The sequence below is a fragment of the Parasedimentitalea denitrificans genome (assembly GCF_011813015.1).
Lineage (GTDB): Bacteria > Pseudomonadota > Alphaproteobacteria > Rhodobacterales > Rhodobacteraceae > Parasedimentitalea > Parasedimentitalea denitrificans.
The window spans coordinates 101409-119855 of record NZ_QHLQ01000012.1 but is presented as its reverse complement, the minus strand read 5'-3'; the positions used below and the strand labels follow the sequence as shown (position 1 = coordinate 119855).

19 protein-coding genes and 1 tRNA gene are annotated in these 18447 nt (G+C 55.6%); 9 read left to right on the top strand and 11 right to left on the bottom strand.

Annotation, left to right across the window (positions count from 1 at the left end; genetic code table 11):
* Positions 1–56: 56 nt before the first annotated feature.
* The gene (locus tag DL239_RS13320; RefSeq protein WP_167684588.1) at positions 57–917 is read right to left on the bottom strand and encodes an N-formylglutamate amidohydrolase; all 861 of its coding nucleotides are present in this window, start codon (positions 915–917) and stop codon (positions 57–59) included.
* A 158-nt stretch (positions 918–1075) separates the two neighbouring features.
* Between DL239_RS13320 and DL239_RS13315 the strand changes: the two genes are divergently transcribed.
* From DL239_RS13315 to DL239_RS13305, 3 genes are all read left to right on the top strand, one after another.
* A tRNA-Val gene (locus DL239_RS13315) sits at positions 1076–1150 on the top strand.
* Between the two features lie 78 nt (positions 1151–1228).
* Positions 1229–1354, top strand: coding sequence for a type B 50S ribosomal protein L36 (ykgO, locus tag DL239_RS13310; RefSeq protein WP_008205324.1), 126 nt, complete (start codon positions 1229–1231; stop codon positions 1352–1354).
* A gap of 185 nt (positions 1355–1539) precedes the next feature.
* On the top strand, positions 1540–2556 hold the full coding sequence (locus tag DL239_RS13305; RefSeq protein WP_167684587.1) for a Fe(3+) ABC transporter substrate-binding protein: 1017 nt from the start codon (positions 1540–1542) through the stop codon (positions 2554–2556).
* A gap of 120 nt (positions 2557–2676) precedes the next feature.
* Here DL239_RS13305 and DL239_RS13300 read toward each other — a convergent pair whose 3' ends face one another.
* Positions 2677–3096, bottom strand: coding sequence for a MerR family DNA-binding protein (locus DL239_RS13300; protein WP_167684586.1), 420 nt, complete (start codon positions 3094–3096; stop codon positions 2677–2679).
* A 96-nt stretch (positions 3097–3192) separates the two neighbouring features.
* Between DL239_RS13300 and DL239_RS13295 the strand changes: the two genes are divergently transcribed.
* Together DL239_RS13295 and DL239_RS21690 are read left to right on the top strand one after the other, a co-directional pair.
* Positions 3193–3489, top strand: a complete 297-nt coding sequence (locus tag DL239_RS13295; protein WP_206188456.1) for a hypothetical protein — start codon at positions 3193–3195, stop codon at positions 3487–3489.
* 9 nt (positions 3490–3498) lie between these two features.
* A complete protein-coding gene (locus DL239_RS21690) occupies positions 3499–3708 on the top strand; it encodes a GDCCVxC domain-containing (seleno)protein (RefSeq protein ID WP_167684584.1) in 210 nt (69 codons plus the stop codon).
* A gap of 7 nt (positions 3709–3715) precedes the next feature.
* Here DL239_RS21690 and DL239_RS13285 read toward each other — a convergent pair whose 3' ends face one another.
* The 6 genes from DL239_RS13285 to DL239_RS13260 form a co-directional block, all read right to left on the bottom strand.
* On the bottom strand, positions 3716–5275 hold the full coding sequence (locus tag DL239_RS13285; RefSeq protein ID WP_240931862.1) for an ABC transporter permease: 1560 nt from the start codon (positions 5273–5275) through the stop codon (positions 3716–3718).
* 254 nt (positions 5276–5529) lie between these two features.
* Positions 5530–6726 carry a phenylacetate--CoA ligase family protein gene (locus tag DL239_RS13280; RefSeq protein WP_167684582.1) on the bottom strand — a complete coding sequence of 399 codons (1197 nt, stop codon included), beginning with the start codon at positions 6724–6726 and terminating at the stop codon, positions 5530–5532.
* Positions 6727–6743: 17 nt separating this feature from the next.
* A complete protein-coding gene (locus DL239_RS13275; RefSeq protein ID WP_167684581.1) occupies positions 6744–7580 on the bottom strand; it encodes an ABC transporter ATP-binding protein in 837 nt (278 codons plus the stop codon).
* 115 nt (positions 7581–7695) lie between these two features.
* Positions 7696–8979 carry an ABC transporter substrate-binding protein gene (locus tag DL239_RS13270; RefSeq protein ID WP_167684580.1) on the bottom strand — a complete coding sequence of 428 codons (1284 nt, stop codon included), beginning with the start codon at positions 8977–8979 and terminating at the stop codon, positions 7696–7698.
* Between the two features lie 88 nt (positions 8980–9067).
* Positions 9068–10144, bottom strand: coding sequence for a branched-chain amino acid ABC transporter permease (locus DL239_RS13265; protein WP_167684579.1), 1077 nt, complete (start codon positions 10142–10144; stop codon positions 9068–9070).
* Positions 10145–10147: 3 nt separating this feature from the next.
* Positions 10148–10405 (bottom strand): hypothetical protein, encoded by a 258-nt coding sequence (locus tag DL239_RS13260; protein ID WP_167684578.1) that lies wholly within the window; start codon positions 10403–10405, stop codon positions 10148–10150.
* Between the two features lie 102 nt (positions 10406–10507).
* Here DL239_RS13260 and DL239_RS13255 point away from each other — a divergent pair, with 102 nt between their 5' ends.
* Complete coding sequence (locus tag DL239_RS13255) at positions 10508–10840, top strand: SHOCT domain-containing protein (protein ID WP_167684577.1); 333 nt, start codon at positions 10508–10510, stop codon at positions 10838–10840.
* A gap of 27 nt (positions 10841–10867) precedes the next feature.
* On the opposite strand, the gene DL239_RS13250 is transcribed toward DL239_RS13255, so the two are convergent.
* From DL239_RS13250 to DL239_RS13240, 3 genes are all read right to left on the bottom strand, one after another.
* The gene (locus DL239_RS13250; RefSeq protein WP_167684576.1) at positions 10868–11863 is read right to left on the bottom strand and encodes a branched-chain amino acid ABC transporter permease; all 996 of its coding nucleotides are present in this window, start codon (positions 11861–11863) and stop codon (positions 10868–10870) included.
* A 29-nt stretch (positions 11864–11892) separates the two neighbouring features.
* A complete protein-coding gene (locus DL239_RS13245) occupies positions 11893–12702 on the bottom strand; it encodes an ABC transporter ATP-binding protein (RefSeq protein ID WP_167684575.1) in 810 nt (269 codons plus the stop codon).
* Positions 12703–12793: 91 nt separating this feature from the next.
* Positions 12794–14758: an AMP-binding protein gene (locus DL239_RS13240; protein WP_167684613.1), complete on the bottom strand. Its 1965-nt coding sequence runs from the start codon at positions 14756–14758 to the stop codon at positions 12794–12796.
* Positions 14759–14991: 233 nt separating this feature from the next.
* Here DL239_RS13240 and DL239_RS13235 point away from each other — a divergent pair, with 233 nt between their 5' ends.
* From DL239_RS13235 to DL239_RS13225, 3 genes are read left to right on the top strand one after another with little or no spacing between them, the layout of a single operon-like run.
* Positions 14992–16893 (top strand): hybrid sensor histidine kinase/response regulator, encoded by a 1902-nt coding sequence (locus tag DL239_RS13235; RefSeq protein ID WP_167684574.1) that lies wholly within the window; start codon positions 14992–14994, stop codon positions 16891–16893.
* A complete protein-coding gene (locus DL239_RS13230) occupies positions 16890–17594 on the top strand; it encodes a response regulator transcription factor (protein WP_167684573.1) in 705 nt (234 codons plus the stop codon). The genes DL239_RS13235 and DL239_RS13230 overlap by 4 nt, the downstream gene beginning before the upstream one ends.
* A gap of 58 nt (positions 17595–17652) precedes the next feature.
* Positions 17653–18345 (top strand): SDR family NAD(P)-dependent oxidoreductase, encoded by a 693-nt coding sequence (locus DL239_RS13225; protein ID WP_167684572.1) that lies wholly within the window; start codon positions 17653–17655, stop codon positions 18343–18345.
* Positions 18346–18447: the final 102 nt, after the last annotated feature.

Sequence of the window (18447 nt, the reverse complement as noted above, 5' to 3'; positions counted from 1 at the left end):
GCCAAAAATATCCCGGGGGAGGAGCAGGCGGCGCCTGCGGAGGGGGCAGCGCCCCCTTATTCTGCAGCCAGAGAGGTCTGCTTGGAACCAACCCGGGAAATTTCATTAATTACCCCCCGAATCAAATCCTGAAAGGCCGAAAAATTACTATTTGGCTCAATCGCGACCTCGTCCATGTAAAGCGATCGGTCAATTTCCACCTGAACTGCATGTTGACCGCGTGATGGGCGCCCATAGGTTTGTGTAACATAGGCCCCGGCAAACGGTGTGTTACGAGATACCTTTAACCCTGCTGCAACAAAGGCCGCTTCAATTTGGTCGACCACCTCAGTACTGGCAGAGGTGCCAAACCTATCCCCTAGAACCACATCAGCTAGGTGCCCACCGCGTTTACCCACGATTTCAGTCGCCTCATGCGGCATCGAGTGGCAATCCACTAGGATAGCCTGGCTAAATTGACGATGCGCTTGGCGCAGTAACCTCTGCAGTTCGGAATGATAGGGGGTCCAGTAGCTGTCGATCCTGTTTTGGGCTTCAGCCATTGATAGCTTGCCGTGATAAATTGGCTGCCCTTGGGCCACCACACGCGGAATCACCCCCAAGCCTGACGCAATCCGAGGATTTTGTCCTTTGCGTGGAACACCGGAAATCAGGGCTGGGTCCAATTCATCATGAGCCCGATTGAGATCCAGGAACGCCCGGGGAGCCACTGCGGTCAACAAAGGGACGCCGAATTCGGGAGCCGCGGCAAAAAGTTGGTCAATAAATGCATCTTCCGAGCTTCGGATTTGGTGTGCGGATAGAATCGACTGTGAAATAAAGGACTGTGTGTATTCTGCACCGCTGTGGGGTGAGGAAAATACCACTCCGGATTGCAGTTTTTTCGGTGAAAATACGTGAAAAGCGACTGTAGACATCCTGTCTCCGGTGTATCGGGTTCAATAAACAGCATAGAGTAGAAATTTCTGTGGTCAAAAGCTCTTGCGCCCCTGAGCGACTCCTTTTATAGACCCCTTCACCGGCGCAGACCTCTGCGCCCCATTTATTTGGGGCAGGACCAAACGCAGGTATTCATGGGCGCTTAGCTCAGTGGTAGAGCACTTCGTTGACATCGAAGGGGTCACAAGTTCGAACCTTGTAGTGCCCACCATGAATTCATTGTTTTGATCGTAAGATCAAGACCCCGTAACCCAGGCGCTGGTTCGCGCCGCAGAACAGGAGATGACCCATGAAGGTCAAGAACTCACTCCGCTCGCTCAAGAACCGGCACCGGGATTGCCGCATTGTGCGTCGTAAGGGTCGCGTTTACGTGATCAACAAAACTCAGCCTCGCTTCAAAGCACGCCAAGGCTAAGTTCTAGCGTCGCTAGACAGTTTCGAAAACCGCATCCTCGGATGCGGTTTTTTTGTGTTTCAGAGTCATGTTTTATTTTCTGAGCGATTTTGTCAGTTTCTATTTGCATCCACATCAGAATCATATAATTGACTAAATCAGTCGGGAACTTATCCCCTGATCCATAATACATATTGGGACACGTTATGCTGAAATCTTCTACAATCCTCGCCTCCGCACTGACCGCAGTTGTCGCCACATCTGCTGCTGCCGAAGGTGAGCTGAACCTGTACTCGTCACGCCATTACGACACTGACGAGCGCCTGTACTCTGATTTCGAAGAAGCTACTGGCATCACCATCAACCGCATCGAAGGCAAAGCAGACGAGCTGATTGCCCGTATGGAAGCCGAGGGTGCGAACTCTCCTGCTGATATCCTGCTGACCGTTGACACGTCGCGTCTGGCCCGTGCCAAGAATTCTGGCATTCTGCAGTCCATCGACAGTGCCGTTCTGGAAGACAAAGTTCCGGCGAACCTGCAGGACACTGACAACCAGTGGTTTGGTTTCTCGCAGCGCGCCCGTATCATTTTCTTCGACAAGGCAGAGGTTGCTAACCCACCTGCAACATACCTGGACCTGGCCAAGCCTGAGTACAAAGGCATGGTCTGCATCCGCTCTTCGACCAACACCTACAACCAGACCTTGCTGGCGTCGATCGTGACACACCACGGCGAAGAAGCAGCCAAGGAATGGGCGACAGGCGTTGTGGCCAACATGGCGCGTGACCCACAGGGCGGTGACACTGACCAGATGCGCGGCATTGTATCGGGCGAGTGCGAAATCTCGGTTGCGAACACTTACTACTTTGCCCGTTCGATCCGCAAAGAGGTCAAAGGTCTGTCGGCAGAGCGCGACATGCTCGGTTGGGTGTTCCCATCGCAGGACGCTGAAGGTGCGCACATGAACCTGTCCGGCGCTGGCGTCGCAGCCCACGCCCCTAACAAAGACAACGCCATCAAGTTCCTTGAGTATCTGGCATCGCCAAAGGCGCAGGAATACTTCTCGAACGGTAACGACGAGTTCCCGGTTGTTGCAGGTGTAGACCTGGCCCCAAGCGTTGCTGCGCTGGGTGAGTTCAAGGCGGACGACGTTGTATTGGCTGACGTTGCCAAGAACATCCCTGTTGCTCAGAAGATCTTTAACGAAGTGAACTGGAAGTAATTCCCTGCTTTATCGAGCGGTACATTTAGAACAAGGCGCGGAGCAATCCGCGCCTTGTTTGCGTTTGACCGAGTAGTTGGCTGATTCGAAGATCCATATGTCGGTCACCTAATTGTGCACTCACTTATCCTGAGGCGGCCATTCGCTTTCTGGCCCCTCTAGTAAAGTATCCAACATGGAACACTCTTGTTTGCCCGCATCGCAGGGGCGCATCAGCTGCACCATGGCGGTCTCCATCTGTTGTAAATCAGAGATTTTCGTTCTGATATTTTCCAAATGATGTTGTCCCAAAGACTGTGCATCCGCACAGGCCAACCTCTCTGAGGATGCAAGACCAAGCAGTGATTTAGCTTCTGCGAGCGAAAAACCCAAATCCCGGCAGCGGCGAATGAATCGCAAAGCATGGATTTCAACAGACTGATACTGTCGGCGGCCAGACTGGCTGCGTTCAGGGCCAGCTACCACACCGGTCCGTTCATAGTAGCGTATTAACTCGATACCCACGCCACTGCGCCGGGCGGCCTCGCCAATTGTGACCACTGCAAATCTCCTCTTGCTTCTGTAGCGCCTACAGATTGCAAGATAGCTCAACCTGATAACTGGTTGGGACAAGAAACCGTGATCAAATCCGCTTTGATGTCATCTCTTGCAGCGGTGGGTGTGGCCAGTTGCTGCATTCTGCCAATGACTCTGATGATATTTGGGGTTGGTGGCGGCTGGATGGCATTTTTTGCACGGGCGACCGTTTGGGCTCCCTTCTTTATTACAGTTGCTGCCGTTATGACCACGCTGGCTTGGGGTGTTGCTTGGCGGCGCCAACAACTGCGTCGATTGATACCCGGCCTAGCATTGCTAACCGCGATGACACTGCTGGCTTGGGGGATTTGGGCCAATGAAATGGCCATTAATGACCTTCTGATCAGCTGGATGTAAGGACAAACAATGCAGATAGAGCTGAGCTCAACCCTGACCTGCCCGCACTGCGCCCATGCCCAGGTAGAAACTATGCCTACTGACGCCTGTCAGTGGTTCTATGACTGCGCCAAATGCGGCGCGGTGCTGAAGCCTTTGCCCGGTGATTGCTGCGTTTATTGTTCTTATGGAACGGTGCCCTGCCCACCCATTCAACAAGGTGGCACCTGCGGCGGCTAGGTCAGTGTCAGCTGCGTCGGCTGACTTGTCGGCAGATCAGGATCACAGGCAGCAGCCCCACAGCCATGATCACCAGCGACGGCACCGCTGCGCCCTCTAGCCGTTCGTCAGAGGCCAGTCTGTAGGCCTGTACTGCCAGCGTGTCGTAGTTGAACGGTCGCATGATCAGGGTGGCTGGTAGTTCCTTCATCACATCGACAAAGACAATCAGCAGGGCGGTCAGCAGACTAGGTGACAGGATCGGCAGGTGGACCCGGCGCAACATGCCAAAGGGCCCCTGCCCCAGGGATCTGGCGGCGGCGTCCATGTTGACGTGCACGGTGCTTTGGCCGCCCTCATAGGCGCCAAGAGCTGCAGCCAGAAACCGAACCACATAGGCGGCGACCAGCAACCAGATTGAGCCGGTGATCAGCAGCCCGGTTCGGATGTCGAATGTGGCGCGCATCCATGCGTCCAGCGTGTTGTCGAAGGCGGCAAAGGGCACCATCAGGCCAACTGCGATCACGCCACCCGGCACGGCATAACCCAACCGCGCTGAATAGGCTGCGGCGGTGGCGGCGCGTCCGGGTTGTAGCCGCAGATAAAAGCCAATGCAGACCGCAGCACAAACCGTCAGCAGGGCAGCAACGCTGGCCAGTGTCAGCGAGTTTTGAATAAAGCCGATGTAACGGCGGCTGAGCAGGTTCTGCTCAGACTCCAGCCCCATGTCGATAAGAATCACCGTAGGCAGCAGAAACCCCAGCAGAACTGGAATGGCGCAGAGGACCCAAGCGATAAGCACTCTGCTGCCGGTCAGGGTCGCGGGTGGCATCTTGGTGTGCTGTTTGCCTGCCTGATGATAGCGGGCCTTGCCGCGGGTGGAGCGTTCGACCACGGCCAGTGTCAGCGCGAACCCCAACAGCACGAGCGCCAGTTGCGCTGCGCCTGCCCGGTCTCCCATGGAAAACCAGCTGGTGTAGATGCCGGTCGCAAAGGTCTGCACGCCGAAATAAGAGACGGTGCCAAAATCGGCGATGGTTTCCATAATTGCCAGCAACAGACCCGAAGCGATGGCTGGGCGTGCCATCGGCAGGCTGACCCGCCAGAATGCCTGCCACGAGGTATTTCCGAGCGCGCGGGCCGCCAGAAAGGCGCCCGAGCTTTGTTGGAGAAAGGCCGCGCGGGCCAGCAGGTAAACATAGGGGTACAGCACCAGCACCAACATCAGGGCTGCGCCGCCTGTCGAGCGGATCTCGGGGAACCAATAGTCACGCGCGCCCCAGCCAGTGATGTCACGCAGCGTGGTCTGCACGATGCCGGGGTGATCCAGAACAAAGGTATAGGCATATGCCAGCACGTAGGCCGGGAAGGCCAAAGGCAGGATGAGCGCCATTTCAAAGAATCGCACACCGGGAAAGCGGGTCATTGTCACCAACCAAGCGGCACCAACCCCGATAGCAAAGGTGCCGACAGCCACGAGCAGAACCAGCACAATGGTGGTGCCGGTATAACGTAGCAAAACAGTTTCCATCAGATGAGAGACTGTATCCGTTCCGCCGGTCACTGCCGCCAAAGCCACTGCGACCATTGGCAAAAGACAAGCAAGCGCTACGGCCCATGCCAAGACCGACAACACACGGCTGCCGCCTTTGTTGCCACGGCGGCTGCCCTTGGGGGCATAATCTGGAATATCGCTCACGGTTCGGCTGGTCCGTCTTTGGTATCTGACTGACATCTTATGCTACAAAATCACTCGGGAACTCCAGATCGAAAGCTCAGGATATGCAAAAACCCCAGGTGCAATTGCTGCACCCAGGGTTTTCACTACCTCTGACAGGAGGATCAGTCGTATTTACGTTGGTCTTCGATCACCAAGCCGTCTTTGGGCAGGGCTCCGGGCTGTACCATTTCAATGTTGGCTTTCAGTTTCAGAACCTCGATCACCGACCGCCCATAAGCGATCTCGTCGCCGTCTGGCGTTTCGATCTGGACCGTCATCGCGTCCATCTCTCCGTCGCGACGAACAATCACTCGGGCCTTTGGGACCTCATCATGCTTGGCTACCAGCGCCGCCACCTGTTCGGGACGGACAAACATGCCTTTGATCTTGGTGGTTTGATCGGCGCGACCCATCCAACCCTTGATCCGCATGTTGGTTCGGCCACAGGGGCTGATACCCGGCATCACCGCGCTTAGGTCGCCAGTGGCAAAGCGGATCAGGGGGTAATCAGGGTTCAGTGTCGTAACCACAACTTCACCAACTTCACCCGGCGCAACCGGGGTGCCGGTGCCGGGCGTGACGATCTCGACGATGACTTTCTCGTCGACGATCATGCCTTCCATCGCCGAGCTTTCATAGGCGATGTTGCCCAGATCGGCTGTGGCATAGGATTGCAGGCAGGCTATGCCGCGATCGGCGTATTCCTGACGCAAGCTTGGGAACAATGCCCCGCCGCCGACCGCCGCTTTGGAGAAGTTGAGTTTGACCCCCATGTCGTCAGCCTTGTCGAGGATCACCTTCAGATAATCCGGTGTACCAGCATAGGCTGTTGCCCCCACATCGCGGGCCGCTGTGACCTGTAGTTCGGTCTGGCCGGTACCCGCTGGCAGGACCGTGGCCCCAACCGCACGCGCACCGCTTTCAAAAATCATGCCCGCAGGGGTCAAATGATAGCTAAAGCAGTTCTGCACCACGTCGCCTGCACCGATGCCGCAGGCATGCAGGAACCGGCCCATGCGCCACCAGTCATGGGTGATACCGCCGGGTTCATAAATTGGACCCGGAGATTGGAAGACATGCGCCACGTTAGAGACTGCAATGCCCCCAAACGGCGGGTTCTCTTTCTGCCATTTGCTTAGGTCAGATTTGCGCAACACGGGGTATTGCGTCAGGTCCGAGAGGTCCTGAATTTCAGGGCCATCCAAGTTGCAGGCATTCTTGGCTGCGCGGGCACGGGCGATCTGATCGCGAAGTCCGGTCAGTTGAGCAGCTGCTCGTTCATCTGCTGAGCGGGTTTCAAGCGCGTCGTAATTAGTCATATCAGCACCTGTTCCCATTAGCTCAACCACCGTTTGCGACGGCGATATGAGCGCACATCGCGGAAGCTCTTGCGGCCTTCCTCGGACATGCCGAGGTAGAATTCTTTGACATCGGGGTTTTCGCGCAGTTCGGCTGCGGGGCCATCCATCACGATGCGACCGGATTCCAGAATATAGCCGTAATGGGCATATTTCAGCGCCATGTTGGTGTTCTGTTCGGCCAGCAGAAAGGTCACACCTTCCTTTTCGTTGATCGATTTCACGATCTCAAAAATCTGTTCCACCAGCTGCGGCGCCAGTCCCATTGACGGCTCGTCCAGCAGCACGGTTTCAGGGCGGCTCATCAAGGCGCGGCCCATGGCTACCATCTGTTGCTCACCGCCCGAGGTATAACCCGCCTGCGATTTGCGGCGGTCCTTGAGGCGTGGGAAATAGTTGTACACCATTTCTAGATCAGCAGCGATATTTGCGCCGCCGTCGGTGCGGGTGTAGGCGCCGGTCAGCAGGTTTTCCTCAACCGTCAGGTGTTCGAAACAATGACGGCCCTCCATCACCTGAATCACACCGCGGCGGACCAGATCTGCTGGGTCGGCCTCGTGCACGTTGTCTCCGCGATATTTCACGGATCCCTTGGTCACCTCGCCACGTTCAGAACGCAGCAGGTTTGAAATTGCTTTGAGTGTCGTTGTCTTGCCAGCGCCGTTGCCACCCAGCAAGGCAGTGATGCCTCCCTTGGGTACAGTCAGGCTGACGCCCTTGAGCACAAGGATGACGTGATTGTAGATCACTTCGATGTTGTTGACTTCTAGCAGGGTCTCGGCCTGCACATCAGTCGTTTTGGCTGCATCCAGCATCAGGCTTGTCCTCATCCGTTCCGGGTTAGATCCCGGATCTTTTCCGGAGTGTGGTGCGGCAGCGAGCCACCGCACCTGTTAGTCGGTGGCAGGAATTACCCTGCCACTGGCCACTTTAGTTACAGTTCGGAGTGATTTTGTTTTCCGCTGCATAGGCGCCGGAGTCTTCGGCCACCAAGGCACCAATCACGTCACCGTCTGTTGGTTTAAAGTCAGAGATCAGCGACCAGGTTTTGCTGGATGCATCCCACTGGGTCACACCAACCAGGCCAGGGCCACCGTGGTTTTCACAGGAAACGTTGAACGTTGGACCAAAGTTGGACATGCCCAATCCGGCCATTTTCTCTTCGTTCATTTCCAGTGCTTCCATACCATCGCGCATCATTGCTGCGTCGATGTCGGCGGTGCCGTGGATTTCCTGTGCAGTTTTCACAGCCTCGGCTGCCAGCATCGCTGCGTACATGCCACGGTTATACAGAACGGTACCGATCTGATCGCCAGCGCCTGCTGCCTTGCCGGTTTCAACAACATGCTTTTGAATGTCGTCAAACACAGGGAAGTCACGACCAACGTTGTGGAACGTCAGCGCCTTGTAGCCGTTGGCAGCATCGCCAGCAGACATCACGTCATGCTCTGCTCCGGACCACCAAACACCGATGAAGTTTTCCATAGGGAAGCGAATGTTGGCGGCTTCCTGAATGGCAACCTGGTTCATAACGCCCCAGCCCCACATGGTCACAAAGTCTGGACGTTCACGACGGATCTGCAGCCACTGGCTTTTCTGTTCCTGACCTGGGTGGTCAACAGGCAAGGCCAGCAATTCAAAGCCGTGCTTTGCGGACAGCTCTTCCAGAGTACGGATCGGTTCTTTGCCGTAGGCCGAGTTGTGATAGACCAGAGCGATTTTCTTGCCCTTAAGATCGCCACCGTTGGTTTCCAGCAGGTAGTTCACAACACCCGAGGCACCGTTCCAGTAGTTGGCAGGGTAGTTGAAAACGTTTGAGAACACTTTGCCGTTGGCAGCAGATGTCCGACCGTAACCCATTGTGTGCAGTGGGATATTGTCAGCGGTCACTTTTGGGATCAGCTGATAGGTAATACCAGTCGACAGCGGTTGATAGATCAGTGCGCCTTCGCCCTTGGTGGATTCGTAGCATTCCACACCTTTTTCGGTGTTATAGCCGGTTTCACATTCCAACAGCTTGGTCATCACACCGCCGATACCGCCATCGCGTTCGTTCAGCAGGGTAAAGTAGTCGGCATAGCCATCCGCAAAGGGAATACCGCCAGCGGCATAAGGGCCGGTACGATAGCTAAGCGATGGAAACACCAGATCCGCCATTGCGGGGCCAGCGGCCATCAGCGCGCTTAGCGCCAGAGTGGTCAGTTTCAATTTCATCGGTTTTATCCTCCCATGGTATTATCCGATGTGGATGAAACGAGGGTTTGGTCTTGTTATTGCCCTCGCAGCTCAGTTGCCTTCCCCGTTAGTGGGGGAAAGGCCAAAGTCGTAGTTTTTCCTTGGCGACGCGCCATAGTTGCGCCAGCCCGTGTGGTTCGACGATCAAGAACACGATGATCAATGCGCCGACGATAACCAACTGGAAGTGCGCCACAATATCTGTGGGCCAGCCCAACACATCAACGCCAACAACCTTTAGAATGACCGGCAACAGCACTAGGAACGCAGCCCCGGCGAACGAGCCAAAGATCGATCCCAGACCGCCGATGATTACCATGAACAACACCAGGAATGACTTGGTGATGCCAAAGGCCTCGCCGACTTCGACCGCGCCCAGATAGACCGAGAAGAACAGCGCACCAGAGATGCCGATGAAGAAACCCGACACGGCAAAGGCTGTCAGCTTGGCTTTTAGCGGGTTCACCCCGATGATTTCGGCCGCAATATCCATATCGCGGATCGCCATCCAGCTGCGGCCAATGGTGCCGCGGGTCAGGTTGCGGGCAATAAGTGCACAAAGGGTCAGGAAGATCAGGCTGAACATATATGTCGCCCAAGCCGGAGCATTGGGGCCGGTGATCAAGATGCCAAACACGTCGCGCTCTGGGGCACTGATCTGACCTGAAGCCGAGTAGTTGTAGAACCACGGCACCCGGTTGAACAGCCAGACCAGAAAGAACTGTGCCGCCAGTGTGGCCACCGCCAAGTAGAACCCTTTGATGCGCAGGCTGGGCAGGCCGAACACCACGCAGACAAGGGCCGTCATGCCACCCGCCAACAGCACATGCACAAACATCGACACCTCGGGCATCAGGGTCATGAATTTATAGCAGGCATAGGCGCCCACAGCCATGAAACCGCCGGTACCCAGACTGACCTGACCAGCATAGCCAACCAGAATGTTCAACCCGATCGCAGCAATCGCATAGATCAGGAACGGCAGCAGGATCGCGTTGGCCCAGTAATCGTTGATGACAAAGGGCACCACCAGAAAGGCAATCGCCAGAACAGCGTAGTAGCGGAACCGGTCAAATTTGATCGGGAACGTCTGGCTGTCTTGTTCATAGGAGGTTTTGAAATCTCCGGCTTCACGATAGAACATATCTTAGATGCCCCCCTGTTGCTGAGCACGGTTGCACACCGCTGCATCCAATTTTTGTATCTTTCCCGCAAACTCACGAGGCTCGACCCCACGCGACAGATGCAGGTAGGAGAAAACTCCGGTCAACATCCCCAGTGCTGCTAGCAGCGTCGAGGTCACCAGTTGGCCTGCGCTAAACCCATCTGCGGTGATCGCAAGGTAGCCAAAGGCCCAAAAGCCAATCCAAGCGATGGTGCATGTGACTGCGACTAGTTTAGACATCCAACACTCCCGCCATTAACCACTTTGTCAAAAAGTCGGCTTTGGTCACACTTTTCCCATTCCTTTGTGCCACCCTGCCCTTGGGAAAAGTGAGTGAAAGCAATGAATACGATTTTTGAGGAAATCCGGCGGTTGGAAACCGCGCGGGAAAAAGGTGAAGTTTCGGAATTCGAGTATGCAGTCGCCAAGAGCCGCCTGCTGTCGACTGTCGAGGAAGCAACTGTGTTGCCGCCGACTAAGGCCGAACCCGAGCCGCAGGAAGAAGTCGTTGCAACACCCAACCCCGTAGGGCTGGTTCTGATTGGCATGGCCTGCGCAGTCCTGATGACCATCCTTGGCGCACAGCTGATCGGTGATTTCACCATTGCCTTTACCGTGGTCGCCTGCATTTTTGCAGCCATTGTCGTGACCGCCTTCCGCCGGTTAGAGGGCTGATCAGGGCACAACTGGGCCATTGGTTGTTCAGACCCGTTCAATGATCTTCTCCCCGAACAATCCTTGCGGGCGGAACACCAGAAACAGCAGTGCCAACACATAGGCGAACCAGTTTTCAGTGGCGCCACCAACCAGCGGTCCGATCCAGAATTCGAACATCTTCTCGCCCACGCCGATGATCAACCCGCCAACGATGGCGCCAGGGATTGAGGTGAACCCACCCAACATCAGAACCGGAAGCGCCTTGAGCGCGATCAGCGAGAGCGAGAACTGAACGCCCGACTTTGTGCCCCACATGATACCAGCAACCAGCGCGACAAAGCCTGCGACTGACCAGACCAGCACCCAGATAAAGTTCAGCGAGATGCCAACCGACAGCGCCGCCTGGTGATCATCCGCAACGGCCCGCATGGCGCGGCCCTGTTTGGTATATTGCGAGAACAGTACCAGCCCGGTCACCAACAGCGCGGCCACAACCGTCGCCACCATGTCCAGATTGTCGATAAAGAAGCCGTAGAAGTTGTCGCTGCCCAGACCGGCGGTCATATCTTCGATCCAGAACGAGCCACCCTGCGGCAGGCCAACGTCCAGTTTCTTGATCTCAGATCCCCACATCAGGTCCGACACACCTTCGAGGAAATAGGCCAGACCGATGGTCGCCATGAACAGAATAATCGGTTCTTGCCCCACCAGATGGCGCATCACCAGACGCTGAACCAACCAGGCAAAGATTACCATCACGCCCACAGTCAACAAGATCGCCAAAAACGCCGGGACATGCCAGCCGAAGTGGTGAATTTCAGTGCCAAACACTGCGTTAATGATATGGCTGAACGGCACCTGACCGTTCATAATGCCAACCAGCGTCATCGCCGCAAACAGCGCCATAACCCCTTGGGCATAGTTGAAAATACCCGAGGCCTTGTAGATCAACACAAAGCCCAGTGCCACCAGCGCATAGAGCACCCCCGCCATCAGACCGTTGATGAAAACCTCGGTGGCGTAAAGAAACTGATCAGGCATCGTCGCCCCCTATTAAATCTGTCAGAAAATCAGTCATTCGAAACCCCCAGATAGGCGTCGATGACGTCCTGGTTGTTGCGCACCTCGTCCGGGGTGCCGTCGCCGATTTTCTTGCCGTAATCCATCACCACCACGCGGTCGGACAGATCCATCACCACGCCCATGTCGTGTTCGATCAGGGCAATGGTGGTGCCAAATTCGTCGTTCACATCCAGAATAAAGCGGCTCATGTCCTCTTTTTCCTCGACGTTCATGCCCGCCATAGGCTCATCCAACAGCAACAGTTTTGGCTCTGCCGCTAGCGCGCGCGCCAGTTCCACCCGTTTCTTCAAACCATAGGGCAACCGCGCCACTGGGGTTTTACGGATGTGCTGAATTTCAAGGAAGTCGATGATCTTTTCAGCCACTTCGCGGTTGGCGACCTCTTCAGCCTCGGCCTTACCGCGCCACAGCGCTTGGGCAAACATCCCCGACTTCATATGACCCAACCGTCCGGTCATCACGTTGTCCAGAACGCTCATCCCTTCAAACAGTGCAATGTTCTGAAACGTCCGCGCGATACCTTGTTTGGCAACTTCATATGGCTTCATCTGGGGCCGCGGCGCACCGTGGAACCAGACTTCGCCTTCTTGTGGCACATAGAACCCGGAAATCACGTTCAACATCGACGACTTACCGGCGCCGTTAGGGCCAATGATCGCGCGTATTTCGCCCTCGCGAATGTCGAAACTGATGTCCTTGATCGCCACCACGCCGCCAAACCGCAACGTGATGTTCTTCATCTCCATCACCACGCCGCCGATTTTACGACCATCCGCAGTGGTATATCCGTCTTGCATATCCTTCACGACACCGCGCCCTTCTTTTTGCCAGAAATACTCCCGCCGGAGGCATGAATGTGCCGCGTAGCGGCTTTCGTCGCTGCTATGTTCATTCTGCAGCCACTTTCTGCGCCATCACTGTCACCACTTCGGCATCACCGATATCCAGCGTGGCGCTGATCGAGCCCTTGCGACCATCTTCATAGGTCACCTCGGTGTTGGTCGAGATCTGGCTCGAACCGTCGTAAAGCGCGGCGATAATATCGGCGAATTTTTCTTCGACAATCCGGCGGCGCACCTTTCGGGTGCGGGTCATTTCACCGTCATCGGCATCCAATTCCTTGTGCAGCACCACAAAGCGATGCACCTGGCAGCCCGATAACATTGGATCTTCGGCGACGGATTTATTGACCGTAGACACATGCTCGCTAATGCTTTGCAGCACCTTGGGGTGGCCAGCCAATTCCTGATACGAGGCATAGGCGATGTTGTTGCGTTCGGCCCAGTTCCCCACCGCCGTCAGGTCGATATTGATGAAGGCAACACAGCGGTCCTTGCCATTGCCAAACAGCACTGCCTCTAGAATGTCGGGGTAAAACTTCAGCTTGTTCTCGACATATTTGGGGGCAAACATGCTGCCGTCAGCCATTTTGCCAACGTCTTTGGCGCGATCGATGATGCGCAGGTGTCCCGACTTGTCTTCAAAGAAGCCAGCATCACCCGTGGCAACCCAACCTTCGGAATCCTTAGTGTCAGCCGTGCTCTCCGGATTTTTATAATATTCAACAAAGGTGCCCGGCGAGCGATAGAAGATCTCACCATTGTCCTCGATCTTGATCTCAACATCCGGCGCAGGAATACCCACTGTATCGGCACGCACCTCACCATCTGGCTGCACTGTGATGAACACCGTGGCCTCGGTCTGGCCGTATAGCTGTTTCAGATTGATGCCCAACGAGCGGTAGAATTCAAAGATCTCGGGGCCGATCGCTTCACCAGCGGTGTAGCCAACGCGGACCTTGCCGAAACCCAATGTGTCTTTCAGTGGGCCATAGACCATGAAATCGCCCAGCGCGTATTTGATCCGGTCCATAAAGCTGACGGGTTTGCCGTCCAGAATGTCCGGCCCAACCTTCTTGGCGTGCGCCATGAAGTGGTGGAACATCCGCTGCTTCAGCTTTCCTGCGTCTTCCATCCGGATCATGACGTTGGTCAGCTGGGTTTCGAACACTCGCGGCGGCGCAAAGTAGTAGGTTGGGCCGATCTCGCGCAGATCGGTCATCATGGTTTCGGCGCTTTCGGGGCAGTTCACGCAGAACCCAGTCCAATATGCCTGACCGATGGAGAAGATGAAATCGCCCACCCATGCCATCGGCAGATAGGCCAAGATTTCGTCATCAACGCCCAGCTTATCAAACTCAGACGCGTTTTTGGCGCTTTCGATCACGTTGCGGTTGGACAGAACCACACCCTTGGGCTTGCCAGTGGTGCCCGAGGTATAAAGCATCACACAGGTGCTGTCGTAGTCCAGCTCGGCCCGGCGCCTGTTCAAATCAGGAATAAGTTCGTCATGGGCAGCGCGGCCCTGATCCTGCACATGGCTGTATTGATGCAGTTGCGTGTGGTCGTATTTACGCAGGCCCCGTGGATCAAGATACAGCAGATGTTCGAACTGATGCGGTTGGTCTTGCACCTCGATCACCTTGTCGACCTGCTCCTGATCGGTAACAACTACAAAGCGCGCTCCGCAGTGGCTAAGCACATAGGCCATCTCTTCGGCGTTGGCGTCCTGATACAGCGGCACCGGGATGGCACCCACGGATTGGGCGGCAACCATCGACCAGTACATATAGGGGCGGTTGCGGCCAATCACGGCGATGAAATCACCCCGATTGACACCAAGATTGATCAGACCCAGCGCCAGCGCCTCGATCTCTTTTTCAGCCTCGGCCCAGCTCCAGCATTGCCAAATGCCAAATTCCTTCTCCCGATATGCGGGTGAATTCGCGAACTGCGTCGCGTTGCGTTGAAGCAGCGCCGGTAGGGATCGCAATCCCTCGGCGCCCGACTGCATCTGAGCCAATTTAATTCTCCTCCCACTCCGGCCCTCCTCGGCCGGATTGATCGCTTTTGGCGATTCTGATCCCGATTAGGGACTTGGTAATGATTGACCGTCAACTTTTTCCTGAAGGTTTCCCAATTGTTACGAATTGTAACAGCGCTTTTTCTATGTCCAACGCTGCGCAATTTTGCGCATCGCCCTTTGACAGTTCCGCCCATAGTGATAGCCATATCGCGGGGGAAACGATGAGCATTTCAAGCAAGCAAACCACTGCAATGACCAGCGCGGGACTGAACCTGATTGCTCAGGGCCTGTCGATTTATGATGACGACCTTAGACTTGCTGTTTGCAACCACCGGTTCAAAGAGATGTTTGGTCTGCCGGAACACCTGACCACCCCCGGTGCCCGATTTGACGACACCATCCGCTTTATCGCCGAAACTGGTGAATACGGGCCAGTTGATGATCTAGACGAGTTGGTACAGCAGCGGGTTGATCAGGCGCTGGACTTTGCACCGCACTATATGGAGCGCGAACGGGGTAACGGCCAGTTCATCTCGGTCGAGGGAGCCCCGTTGCCGAATGGCGGTTGGGTCACGGTTTACACAGACATCACCCGCACCAAACAGGTTGAACATCTGTTGCGCACCCGGTCAGAAGAACTGTCTGGGCAGGTCCTTGAGCACACAGAAAAGCTCTTAGCGGCAAACAGAAAACTGGCCGCATCGAACATGTCCTTAGAGGAGACCAAGCGTCAACTGACCGATATTGAGAAACGCACCCGGCTAACCACCGAGATGATGCCCGCCCATATCGCGCATGTCGATGAAGATGGGTACTATACTTATACCAATAGTCGCCTTAGCTCGGTATTTCCGGGTCGCCCCTCCAAGATACGTGGGATGCACATTTCGGAGGCTTTGGGTGAGGCATCGTTCGCCCGTATCGATCCACATCTTCAAGCGGCATATACTGGCAAGAACCCAGTGTTTGAATTCACCGAGAACCACAGCAGCCGCCGTATCCGGGTGGCGCTGACCCCAGATCCAGCGGGTGGTATCTATGTTCTGTCGATGGATATCACCGAGGAAACCCAAACACGTGTCGCGCTACAACAGGCCCGTCGGCGCGAAATGGCGGCGCAGATGACCAGTGGGTTGGCGCATGATTTTTCAAATCTGCTCACCATCATACTGGGCATGCAAGGCAAGCTGGAAAGCATGTCGCTGCCGCCGGAAACACATGACCTGATACAGGGCACTTTGTCAGCGGCCCGACGTGGTGGCAGGTTGCTAAACCGGATCGCAGATATGACGGGCCACCGCACCCTCCGCCCCAAAGCCACCAAAATGAACACCTTGCTGAACGAGTTGAAAATTCTGGCGTCGCCATCGCTGCCGCAAGCGATGGGGCTGAGCCTGTTGAACAATACACCGGATGCACCGTTGTTGTTGGATCCGGGTGTGCTGCAGGATGCCTTGCTGAACTTAATTCTAAACGCGCGCGATGCATGTGGTGCTTCGGGTCAGATCACCGTCAGTGCGCATATCGTCGGGGAAACATGGCTGGAAATCACGGTCAATGATACCGGCCCCGGTTTTTCCAAAGAGGCGCTGGATAAGGCGCTGAACCCGTTTTTCACCACAAAAGGTGGCGAAGGATCGGGGCTGGGCCTGCCAATGGTTTATGACTCGGTAAAACTGGCTGGCGGAGATTTCAGCATCGGCAACACCATTTCGGGTGCCCGTGTTACTCTGCGCCTGCCCTACCGCAAGGCACCAGATGCGCGCGGTGGACTTGTTCTGCTTGTTGAAGACAGTGAAGACCTGCGCGCAACGTTTCGCGACATGCTGGTTGATCTTGGCCATTCCGTTATCGAAGCCACCTCGGTCGATGAGGCCTGTGCATTGGCAGCGGACCTCCAGGATATATCACTGGTGCTATCCGACATCCGCCTTCAGGGTGAGGCGACTGGATTGGATCTGGAATCGCGACTGCAAGGATCAGGTCTACCCTGCATCTTGATGACCTCGTTGCCGCAATCTGATCCGCATCACCGTTCAGCTCTCCGCCGAGGGCCTGTCTTGCAAAAACCATTTACTGCCGCCCAACTCTCGGCATTGCTCAACCCGGAGACCACGGCATGACTGCGCCCCTTGTTACTATTCTGGATGATGAACCCGAAATCCGTCAGATCCTGACCGATGCGCTAAGCGAGGCCGGGTTTCGCACCCAGAGTTTTGCCCGTGCTCGTGAATTTGAGGCCTCGCTGAAGCGGGTCACTCCGGATGTTTGTTTGGTGGACCTGTCACTGCCCGACACCGATGGGTTGTCATTGGTGCACCGGTTGGCATTGGAACAGGGCGCTGCAGTAATCATCATATCCGGCCGCGCGCAGGTGCAGGACCGGGTGACGGGGCTGGAGCTGGGGGCCGATGACTACATCACCAAACCGTTTGACCCAGTTGAGGTTGTCGCCCGCGTTCGGGCCCGTCTGCGCAGTGGCCCACGCCCGGCGGCGCAAACAGGCGATACCGCGCGTTTCTCAGGCTGGACGGCACATTTTGACCGTTACATGCTGGAAGATGACAGCGGCGACGAAACCCCGTTTTCCCATGCCGAGGGCGAAGTGCTGCGGCTGTTTCTGGATAGCCCGAAACGGTTGATTTCGCGCAGTCAGATGCAGGAAATGCTTGGCGGAGCGGCCGGCGACAGTTTTGATAGGGCGATGGACGTACGAATTTCACGCCTTCGTACCAAGCTGCGCGAGGATCCGAAAAACCCGCGCCTGATTAAAACGATCTACGGCGCTGGCTATATTTTCCTAGGTGATGTTAGCTGGGGGTAAGTGACCGAAAACGGAAATTTTGTCCGTGAACGACGGTCTTATTTAAGAGGAATTCGTTTTGAAGAAGAATATTCTGATCGTTGGTGGGACGTCTGGGGTCGGTAAGGAGTTGGCCAAACACTATATGTCAGATGGCCACAAAGTTTGCGTCACTGGGCGCAAGGATCCTGGTCTTGAAGGCGCGGTCTACGCCAAGTTGGCAATAACAGATGACAGCGATGCCTTGGCAGGCGACATCGATCGAGTGCTACGGGAATTTGAACACATCCATACGCTAATTTATGCCGCTGGTTTCCTTCAGTGGGGGCATATTGATCAGCTAAGCGATCATGATCTTAGAACGATGACGAATGTCGGCCTTCTGGCGCCGATGATGTTGATCCAACGTCTCAAACAAAGTGCCCCTACCCCGCTGAAAGTCATGTTGATAACATCCAGTTCACAGTACACCCCCCGAGAATATGAACCGGCATATTGCGCCACGAAGGCAGGCCTTGGGATGCTAGGGGCATCGCTGGCGCAGGATCCCGGTATTGGCAAGGTTCTTGTTGCCGCATCATCGGGCATCAAGACTCCGTTCTGGGAAGGAACCAGCGCAGACACCTCAACCATGCTGGATCCAGTTTGGGTGGCGCAGCAAATTGTCGATCTGTCAGGCGGGGCGTTCAAATACAAATACGCGAAACTACTGCGAAGCCCGGCACGAACAGAAGTCGTTGAGTGTTTGAACAATGACCTCAATAGCGTTTGAGACCTTTCGGTTGTTGCTGTCACGATTCTACGGCGTTACCAATCATATATGGTCGCCTGTGCGCTTGACCGCCAAATCCCAACCGGGCGTTGAAACGCGGTT

Bases quoted from the DNA above. Each gene is read 5' to 3' on its own strand.
- DL239_RS13320 (WP_167684588.1), bottom strand. From the start codon at position 917: ATGTCTACAGTCGCTTTTCACGTATTTTCACCGAAAAAACTGCAATCC.
- DL239_RS13245 (WP_167684575.1), bottom strand. From the start codon at position 12,702: ATGCAAGACGGATATACCACTGCGGATGGTCGTAAAATCGGCGGCGTG.
- DL239_RS13255 (WP_167684577.1), top strand. From the start codon at position 10,508: ATGAATACGATTTTTGAGGAAATCCGGCGGTTGGAAACCGCGCGGGAA.
- DL239_RS21690 (WP_167684584.1), top strand. From the start codon at position 3,499: ATGCAGATAGAGCTGAGCTCAACCCTGACCTGCCCGCACTGCGCCCAT.
- DL239_RS13280 (WP_167684582.1), bottom strand. From the start codon at position 6,726: ATGACTAATTACGACGCGCTTGAAACCCGCTCAGCAGATGAACGAGCA.
- ykgO (WP_008205324.1), top strand. From the start codon at position 1,229: ATGAAGGTCAAGAACTCACTCCGCTCGCTCAAGAACCGGCACCGGGAT.
- DL239_RS13240 (WP_167684613.1), bottom strand. From the start codon at position 14,758: ATGCAGTCGGGCGCCGAGGGATTGCGATCCCTACCGGCGCTGCTTCAA.
- DL239_RS13235 (WP_167684574.1), top strand. From the start codon at position 14,992: ATGAGCATTTCAAGCAAGCAAACCACTGCAATGACCAGCGCGGGACTG.
- DL239_RS13230 (WP_167684573.1), top strand. From the start codon at position 16,890: ATGACTGCGCCCCTTGTTACTATTCTGGATGATGAACCCGAAATCCGT.
- DL239_RS13305 (WP_167684587.1), top strand. From the start codon at position 1,540: ATGCTGAAATCTTCTACAATCCTCGCCTCCGCACTGACCGCAGTTGTC.
- DL239_RS13285 (WP_240931862.1), bottom strand. From the start codon at position 5,275: ATGGTCGCAGTGGCTTTGGCGGCAGTGACCGGCGGAACGGATACAGTC.
- DL239_RS13250 (WP_167684576.1), bottom strand. From the start codon at position 11,863: ATGCCTGATCAGTTTCTTTACGCCACCGAGGTTTTCATCAACGGTCTG.
- DL239_RS13265 (WP_167684579.1), bottom strand. From the start codon at position 10,144: ATGTTCTATCGTGAAGCCGGAGATTTCAAAACCTCCTATGAACAAGAC.
- DL239_RS13260 (WP_167684578.1), bottom strand. From the start codon at position 10,405: ATGTCTAAACTAGTCGCAGTCACATGCACCATCGCTTGGATTGGCTTT.
- DL239_RS13275 (WP_167684581.1), bottom strand. From the start codon at position 7,580: ATGCTGGATGCAGCCAAAACGACTGATGTGCAGGCCGAGACCCTGCTA.
- DL239_RS13270 (WP_167684580.1), bottom strand. From the start codon at position 8,979: ATGAAATTGAAACTGACCACTCTGGCGCTAAGCGCGCTGATGGCCGCT.
- DL239_RS13295 (WP_206188456.1), top strand. From the start codon at position 3,193: ATGTCATCTCTTGCAGCGGTGGGTGTGGCCAGTTGCTGCATTCTGCCA.